The sequence below is a fragment of the Coprococcus aceti genome, from assembly GCF_025567285.1.
GTDB lineage: Bacteria > Bacillota > Clostridia > Lachnospirales > Lachnospiraceae > Coprococcus > Coprococcus aceti.
On record NZ_JAOQJT010000018.1, the window covers coordinates 1 to 7,500 of the forward strand.

Annotated in this window: 5 protein-coding genes, 1 tRNA gene, 1 rRNA gene and 1 pseudogene (1 of these 8 only partly in view); all 8 read right to left on the reverse strand. The window is 46.3% G+C overall.

Features of this window, described 5'->3' with window-relative positions:
• Positions 1 to 104: 104 nt before the first annotated feature.
• On the reverse strand, positions 105 to 1,922 hold the full coding sequence (locus tag OCV54_RS14390; RefSeq protein WP_055224700.1) for a reverse transcriptase domain-containing protein: 1,818 nt from the start codon (positions 1,920 to 1,922) through the stop codon (positions 105 to 107).
• Between the two features lie 580 nt (positions 1,923 to 2,502).
• Positions 2,503 to 2,982 (reverse strand): annotated as a pseudogene (locus OCV54_RS14395) (VirD4-like conjugal transfer protein, CD1115 family); the annotation flags it as partial.
• Positions 2,979 to 3,455, reverse strand: coding sequence for a PcfB family protein (locus tag OCV54_RS14400; RefSeq protein ID WP_055224705.1), 477 nt, complete (start codon positions 3,453 to 3,455; stop codon positions 2,979 to 2,981). The pseudogene OCV54_RS14395 and the gene OCV54_RS14400, both read right to left, overlap by 4 nt.
• A gap of 82 nt (positions 3,456 to 3,537) precedes the next feature.
• A complete protein-coding gene (locus OCV54_RS14405; protein ID WP_002610290.1) occupies positions 3,538 to 3,756 on the reverse strand; it encodes a DUF5348 domain-containing protein in 219 nt (72 codons plus the stop codon).
• Positions 3,757 to 3,775: 19 nt separating this feature from the next.
• Positions 3,776 to 4,681: a DUF6017 domain-containing protein gene (locus tag OCV54_RS14410; RefSeq protein ID WP_003529199.1), complete on the reverse strand. Its 906-nt coding sequence runs from the start codon at positions 4,679 to 4,681 to the stop codon at positions 3,776 to 3,778.
• Positions 4,682 to 5,083: 402 nt separating this feature from the next.
• Entirely contained in the window at positions 5,084 to 5,989 is a 906-nt protein-coding gene (gene cysK, locus OCV54_RS14415) for a cysteine synthase A (RefSeq protein ID WP_055224706.1), read from the reverse strand.
• A gap of 185 nt (positions 5,990 to 6,174) precedes the next feature.
• Positions 6,175 to 6,245: transfer RNA gene (locus OCV54_RS14420), tRNA-Trp, on the reverse strand.
• 224 nt (positions 6,246 to 6,469) lie between these two features.
• A 23S ribosomal RNA gene (locus OCV54_RS14425) occupies positions 6,470 to 7,500 on the reverse strand (it continues 1,850 nt past the right edge of the window).

Sequence of the window (7,500 nt, forward strand, 5' to 3'; positions counted from 1 at the left end):
TATGAGGTAGGCACCCTGCGCCTTGCTGACTTTCATCAGTAGGTTTCAGGGAGCCGCCTCCCAAACCGGACGTACACCTCTCAGCGTATCCGGCTTTCCATGAATCACCTTGATTCTTTGGTTTCGTGTAAGAGTTCAAAGCAGTCAGGGCAGAGAGCCAGAGATTTTCTTCTCATTTTCAGCATTTTCTGCTCAAATATATCCTTGCCTTTCAGCGATTTCAGCGTTCTTACGTGGTGCATACATAAATAGTCTGCATGTTCCCCGCAAATCTCGCATACTCCGGCTTTTATGCGGTTTACTATCGTGTGCCTGCTGTCATATTTCCTATAACTCGGCATAACGTCTGCCACATTGTCATAGCCGTCGCTGTGCTTTCTGAATCCATCATGGTAAAATTCGCAGTATTTACGTCCCTTAGTTGTATCGTATGGGATTCTCAGTACTCCGTTTACCATGTGCCGCTTCTTAATAACACTGACATTCGTTCTGTGCTTTCCTGCCAGAGTTTTTAACATGCTGTACCGCACCATGTAGTAATACTTGTGCAATGCGCCTACGTTTTCTGCTATCCGATAGAAGTTATATAACCCTCGAATTTCGGAATTGAAAGTAGACACAATCTCTGCGTCGCTGCGGTTCATCAGGTCTTTCCTTGGCATAGGCCGCCACATTTCTTTGCCTGTGTCATTGTTGCGTTTCACCTGTATCGCTCCCCGTTCCATCGCTTTTTTAATCCATTTTTCTTTCGGCATATACAGGAATACTTTTCCATACCACACCCGTTTCATGTCGCCGTTTTTACAACGCTTCATGTTCTTGGAATGGATTACTTTGAAATCGTACCCCAGATAGCGTACCGGCTTACTGGAATGGGTGACTTTCGTCTTTTCCTCGGACATTTCCAAATGCAGTTTTTCTTGGAGAAAGATTTTTACATCTTCCTTGATTTTTTCTGCGTCCTTTTTGGAGCCGATAACGCCGATTACAAAATCATCGGCGTAACGGTTGTACTGGATTTTCTTGAAGCCTTCCTCAAACGGATTGTAATAGTGCTGATTCATCTTCTTCCTTCTGGAATCCTTAAATTCTTTTACCAGTTCAGGAGTTGATTTTTCTGCGCCCATTAACGCTTTACGTGCCTTTCTGTATCTCCGGGACGCCCGCTCGTATTCTCTGGTCGTCCTTCTGCGTTCTGGCTCGCAATCATACTTTTCTTTGTATTCCTGCATATAGTTGTCCAGTTCGCTGAGGTAGATGTTTGCACATATCGGACTGATACCGCTGCCCTGCGGAACACCGGAGTAGGTGCAGTTGTACTGCCATTGTTCCATATATCCGGCTTTCAGGAACTTCCAGATTAGACCGATAAAAGCCTCGTCTGAAATCCTTTTCCGCAGTAATTCAACCAACACATGATGGTCGAAGTTATCAAAGCACGCCTTAATGTCTCCCTCGACAATCCATGTAACACCTGTGAAGTTTTTCTTCACTTGCGTAAGTGCCGTGTGACAGCTTCTTTTTGGTCTGAAACCGTGTGAATTGTTGCTGAATGTCGGCTCATAGATTGCTTCAAGAATCATTCTGACCACTTCCTGCACTAACTTATCATCAGTAGAAGTGATTCCCAACGGGCGAAGTTTCCCGTTCTTTTTAGGAATGTACTTTCTTTTTGCAGGCTTTGGCTGATATGTCCTGTTGCGTATGGATTCAATAATCCGGTTAATTCTCGGCAGGCTCATGTTGTCCAGCGTCTGCCCGTCTACCCCCTGCGTCATGCTCCCCTGCGATTTCGCAATGTTCGCATATGCAAGGAGATAGAACTCTGGATTGTATAGGTTGCGATATAATCTTTCATATTTGTAGTTACTTACACTTGCCTTTTCTTCAAGGCTTTTCAAGACATGAATCGGATTTCTCATAGTGTCTCACACACCATCCTTTCTGTTTTGAAAATGATTCACTGTTCCCCTTTGCCATGTAGACGGCTTTCCCGTCCGCAGACTACTATGGGAACTCTGTTGCCATGGTGAATATTCAGAACCCCGCATTTCAGCGTTTTCATAGCCTTTCGGCATTTCACTTTAGGCAATCCCCGTTTAGTACGGTATAAACAAGCGTTCCACGTTGTCGGTATGTGACGTTCGCCTTTTTCCACTTTCCCGTGGCTGAACCTGCTCCGAGTATCAGCAGCCGCATAGCCAAACAATGCGACTGTCAGGAACACTGACGAGTACAACCTCTCTACGTCAGGGGTACGCTCTTGGTCCCGATTTCAGGCTGTCATTCAAGCAGTCTAGCTTCCATCCTCATACGTGGATTTTCATTCCGTCACGCCGGCGCTTCTGAGGCTTCAGCGCCCCGTGTCCTCCGTCATGCTATGGTCGCCCTCCGGTTTCCCTTTTGGGGTAAGACGGGGAATGATAGGTTGCGGCACAATGCCGCTTGATACTTTTACCTACTACTTGCTCAAGGTAGGATTTATACCGCCCTTACGGGCGCACTGGGCTTCACAAAAAATCTCGTCTTGCCGCTGCCGCTTCCCCCGATAACAAGGATATTTTTATTCCTTGCATACTTCGGCTGCTTCGGGCGGCTGTTCATGGTAAGCCGTTCCGTCTGTGTCAGAAGCACGTTATTTTGAAATACCGGGTCGGTATAGGGCTTTATATCTTCGGCGTTGCCCCAACGGGCTGAACCGTATTCGATACCTTTTCGGTATTTCTTCGCGTTCTTGCCTTTGAAGTACACCATAAGCCGGATAAGGACAGCCCCCACAATACCGATAAGCAAATCCATAGGGGCAAGGCTCGGAAGCGGGGTTGCAAAGGCAGCGGAAAAGCCGTCTGCAAGGGAAAGCACCTTGCCGGAAAGGTCAGCCCCCGGCGCAAGGCGTACCGCTTGTCCGATTTTGTCAAAGAGATAGACAAAGAGCAGATAGGGGGCATTTAGGATAAGCAGCTTTTTAAGTTCCGGCTTCATAGCGATACCTCCCTGTCCTTTTTCTTCACTTTGTCCCTCTGTGCGTTCAGAGCTGCCGCCTTGTCTTTCAGAGTGGAAAGCAGCTTGCGGATAGAGGGCTTTTTATCCCTGCCTAATTTCTTTGCGGTAAATTCCCGGAACGCTTCGGTCATAACGTCAATATCCTTGCCCTTAAAAGACACAAGATAGGTCGGCGGCTTGCCGTTCTCAATCTTCTTGACGTTGTAATCAAGCCCGCTTTTCCTTGCGATAGGGTCAAAGGCTTTGATATTTTGGTCGGTAATCTCAATGTTGGAAACCTTTTCTCCCTGCTTCATAAGCTGCCGCATAGTGATTTTCCCATGCGGGGCTTTGGTTAGCTGCCCTTTGCCTTTGGCAAGCAGGGCTTTCATAGCCTTTTGCAGCACTTCGGCGGTCAGCTTAGATGTTTTGATTGCTAAAGACACGACTTTTTCATTGACTTCATCTTGCATGAAATCCCTCCTTTCATAGTTTGGTTAGGGTGGTGTGCCGCTTCGGGGCATAAAAATAAGGCGTACATTTTTCATGCCGCCTTTAGATACGCACCCGCAGCCCGTTCAAATCCGAAGCCCTCACACCGACAAGATACCAGTTGTCCCCGTACTCCATGCGGGTCGGCTTCCATTTGCCGCGTACAAACACTTCAAGGCAATCCCCACAATGCAATCCTCCGTAGTAGTCGTTAAGGTCAAAGCGAATGTCGTAACGGTCTGCCGTTTCATCAAAAATCAAAGCTCCTGTTTTCTGTGTCATATTAAAATCCTCCTGTTTTTTAATAGCCGCCGTACATATCGTGGTTGACAAGGGCGGTGTAATAGCTGTCAATGGTGTTGGGCGCGTTGAAAAGTACCGCTTTCAGATATTGCTTGATGTTACGGATTTTCGTGGTGTTCTCTTTCATGCAGTCAAAGACAAATTCAATGTGGCTGCTGTTCAGCTTCATAAACTTTGCTTTGACAAGCTCTGCCGGATAATCGTCCCCGGCGATACGAATTGTCTTTCGTTTGGTGCAGACAGTTTCAAGGATAAGGGACACAATCTCGTCCAAGCGTTCCCTGTCAATGTTGGTATGCTTGATAAAATGCTCATACTCGATATTGTCCTTGATGATTTCCTCATACACGCTGTATGCGTCTGCCGCTTCCGTTCCTTTCCGTTCCGGCTCTGCCGTTTCTTCCCTCAAAGGAGAGGGGTTAGGGGAAAGGATAGGAATGGAATGGTTACTTGATAAATCCGTATTTGATTTTTCTTTTTTTGGTAAGTCAGTCTTTTGTATATCTTTATTTAATTGCATTGGATTTTCCAACGTAGGTTTTTCCTGCGTAGGATTTTCCAATGTTGGATTTCCCAATGTTGGATTTTCCAATGTAGGTAAATCCAAGTTAGGCGGCTGCTCATAGATGATGTAATCAGTTCCCCGCAAGCGTCCTTTCTCGTCGCGCTCCCTTGAACGCTGAATATATCCGGCTCTTTCAAGCTCCCGGACAGCTTCGCGGATAGCGTCGATTTTTTCCCGGTTGATATAGGACAGTCCCGCAAGGGTATAGTCCCAATCCTCCGGCAAGGACAGCATTTGCGATAACAGCCCTTTTGCCTTTAGGGAAAGTTCTTTGTTGCGTAAATGGTGGTTGCTCATAACCGTATATCCTGTGTTTCTCTCCACGCGGAAAACTGCCATAGCTTCATCAACTCCTTTGCTGCATATTTGTTACGCGGTAGAACAGCGATTTTAAGGGTTTAGGTATCAATCCCTTACCCTGTGAAAACCGTACCCGCAAAGCCTTGTGTAGCAAGACTCTTTTTGCCCCTACTGCGTAACATGAGGGTAAAAAAATAGCGGCGTTCCTTGTTTCCCGGTTGGGATAAGGTAACGCCGCCAGTGCGGTGCTATATGAAATTGTGTGATTGCCGACGTGCCGCGCCGCCAGTGCGTCGCGTTTGTATTGGGTTGTTTCATGCTCGCAAGATGTTCCGGCATATCAAGGCGCAATCCGTTAAAAGTAGTAAATTGGTAGTAAAATCAATCTGAAATCCTGCGAATGTGCTTGTATTTCAAGGGTTTTTCGGGATAATCAAAATTTTAACATAAACCTACACTGAAATATCTTTCAGCTCTGTCCGCCATCACAGTGGCTATAACTTTATCTTTCCCATATTTTTCTGCCATCTTCATAGCCGCCCATACATTTGCACCGGATGACGTACCTACAAGAAGTCCCTGCTCTTTGGCAAGTCGTCTCGCCATCTCAATGGCATCCTTATCCACCACTTCCACCACATCTGTTACCAGTGATGTATCCAGGACATCCGGTATAAATCCATCGCCTATTCCCTGTATCTGATGGATTCCCGGGCCATCTCCATGTAGCGCTGACACTCCCTTAGGCTCAACGGCAACAATCTTCGTATCTGGATTTTTCTCCAACAGATATTTAGCTATACCTTGGAGAGTACCTCCACTTCCAACACCAGACACATATATGTCTATCTTCTGACCAAGCTGTTCACACATCTCAACTGCTGTTGTGCGATAATGCGCATCTGGATTTGCCTGATTGACAAACTGCTGCGGCATGAAATACTTCTCTGGATCAGATTCTGCTATCTCATTTGCCTTATCAACAGCACCACCGATGCTTAGAACCGGATCCGTAAGTACCAGCTCAGCACCAAATGCCCTGATAACCTTCTTTCGCTCCTCACTCATATTCTCTGGCATCACAATTATCACTTTATAACCTTTCTGAACACCACAGAGTGCAAGTCCTATTCCGGTATTACCGCTCGTAGGCTCTATAATAGTCATTCCCGGCTTGAGTTTTCCCTCACTCTCTGCAACCTCCAGCATATTTTTTGCGATTCTGTCTTTAATACTTCCACCAGGATTAAGGAATTCCGCCTTGGCAAATATATTGTATCCTGTCGACTTTTTCAGACACATAAGCGGAGTATTCCCTATCAGATCAAGCACATCATTGTAATACATATTAATCCCTTCTTCTCTTTACTTTATATTATAATATTTTACATATTTTTCCACCAAAGTCACTATAAAATATATAGAACTGCCTTTATATTAATGTGGTTCATTCTCCTTTTTCATAGTTTGCCATTTTCCTTCCCACTAATATAAATAAAGCCTTGAAACACTGAGTTTTCAAGGCTTTTTAGCAGGGGATGAGAGAATCGAACTCCCACCAAAGGTTTTGGAGACCCCTATCATACCATTTGACCAATCCCCTATATACAGAAAAAATTTAACACCTGTTGCAGCGTTAAATTTTCTCGGTACTTTTATTTTGTACCTTCAGAATTTCACACAGAAAGCTAGTAACCTAACCCCATCTAACAACCAACGACTGTTTCAAAGTAAACTTTATTCTTTACTGTGTATGCCTTAGATTCTGCACCTTGCAGATATCATGCACACTTGCGTATCTCCAAAGCTTATCTCTTAGAAACCTCTAAGGATAAGTCCTCGACCTATTAGTACTTCTCAGCTGAGTGCGTTACCACACTTACACCTGAAGCCTATCAACCTTGTAGTCTTCAAGGGGTCTTACTCCGAAGATGGGATATCTTATCTTGAGGGGGGCTTCACGCTTAGATGCCTTCAGCGTTTATCCCTGCCAAACTTGGCTACTCTGCCATGCCTTTGGTAAAACAACAGATACACCAGAGGTTTGTCCATCCCGGTCCTCTCGTACTAAGGACAGCTCCTCTCAAATATCCTACGCCCACGCCGGATAGGGACCGAACTGTCTCACGACGTTCTGAACCCAGCTCGCGTACCGCTTTAATGGGCGAACAGCCCAACCCTTGGAACCTGCTACAGCTCCAGGATGCGATGAGCCGACATCGAGGTGCCAAACCACTCCGTCGATGTGAACTCTTGGGAGTGATAAGCCTGTTATCCCCAGGGTAGCTTTTATCCGTTGAGCGATGGCAATCCCACTTTATACCACCGGATCACTAAGTCCTACTTTCGTATCTGCTCCACCCGTCGGTGTCGCAGTCAAGCTCCCTTCTGCCTTTGCACTCTTCGAACGGTTTCCAACCGTTCTGAGGGAACCTTTGAGCGCCTCCGATACTCTTTCGGAGGCGACCGCCCCAGTCAAACTCCCCGTCAGACATTGTCCCCCAGCCGGGTTACGGCTGCAGGTTAGAAACCCAGTACTGTAAGGGTGGTATCCCAAGGTTGGCTCCATGGCAACTGGCGTCACCATTTCCTAGCCTCCCACCTATCCTGTACAGACAGTACCGAATCCCAGTATCAAACTGGAGTAAAGCTCCATGGGGTCTTTCCGTCCTGGCGCAGGTAACCAGCATCTTCACTGGTATTTCAATTTCACCGGGTGTGTTGTTGAGACAGTGCCCAAATCATTACGCCTTTCGTGCGGGTCGGAACTTACCCGACAAGGAATTTCGCTACCTTAGGACCGTTATAGTTACGGCCGCCGTTTACTGGGGCTTAAATTCAAAGCTTCGATTGCTCTA